The 302-nt window shown below is 63.6% G+C and carries 1 protein-coding gene; it reads right to left on the bottom strand.

Annotated features, from left to right (window positions below; translation table 11 throughout):
- Positions 1-302, bottom strand: a 302-nt coding sequence (locus QEH57_RS25070; RefSeq protein WP_309009515.1) for an aldo/keto reductase, incomplete at both ends; no start/stop codon positions are given.

Genomic DNA, 302 nt, shown 5'->3' with positions numbered 1-302 from the left:
AGCGCCTGGAGGTTGGATAGCATGTTGCGCGGGTTGGTGGAGAAGGGGATGGGGATTTGGCCGCGTTGCTCGGCCCACTTGACGCAAAGCGTGGCTGGGTGGATGCCATGCTTCGCGGCGATCTCGCGAAGGACGGGATCTTCCGTATCCACGGTATCGTCGCTGGACTTGTCGCGCTCGGGGCGGGCGGGGGAGCCGATGGGGCAGAATCCGACCGGCTGGATGCCTTGGGAGACGACGTAGTCGAACAGTTCCTGCTGCTGGAAGTGCGGGTGCAGTTCCATCTCGTTTACGGCGGGCTT

This window comes from Pelagicoccus sp. SDUM812005 (genome assembly GCF_031127875.1).
Lineage (GTDB): Bacteria > Verrucomicrobiota > Verrucomicrobiia > Opitutales > Opitutaceae > Pelagicoccus.
The sequence above is the reverse complement of the archived record's forward strand: the minus strand, read 5'-3'. Positions and strand labels throughout refer to the sequence as shown.